This window comes from Halovibrio sp. HP20-59 (genome assembly GCF_033052795.2).
GTDB lineage: Bacteria > Pseudomonadota > Gammaproteobacteria > Pseudomonadales > Halomonadaceae > Vreelandella.
The window spans coordinates 1-268 of record NZ_JAWJUW020000096.1 but is presented as its reverse complement, the minus strand read 5'-3'; the positions used below and the strand labels follow the sequence as shown (position 1 = coordinate 268).

Annotated in this window: 1 protein-coding gene; it reads right to left on the bottom strand. The window is 63.4% G+C overall.

The features are described 5' to 3' along the window. Positions 1–58: 58 nt before the first annotated feature. Positions 59–268 (bottom strand): hypothetical protein (locus tag RZA33_RS19515; protein ID WP_317509813.1); only part of this gene is annotated, 210 nt, incomplete at its 5' end.

Genomic DNA, 268 nt, shown 5'->3' with positions numbered 1-268 from the left:
GGCCAGACGTGCACGCTTGCCCCCGGCGCACGTGAACACTGAGACCCGGGCTTACGGTCTACAGTCGGACAATATGACTTTCCTGCGCCTCAACACCCGTTCCCTGCGACTCAGTTTCGCCGCGCTGGTCGTACCCACCTTGCTCGCGGGCTGCACCTCCACCGACCCAACCGCGAACACCGGCACGCAACAGACCGGGAAAACCACGGCAGGCTGTGACGCTGTGAGCGGCGCTGAAACCGTGATCATTGGGACGGCGAATTTTCCC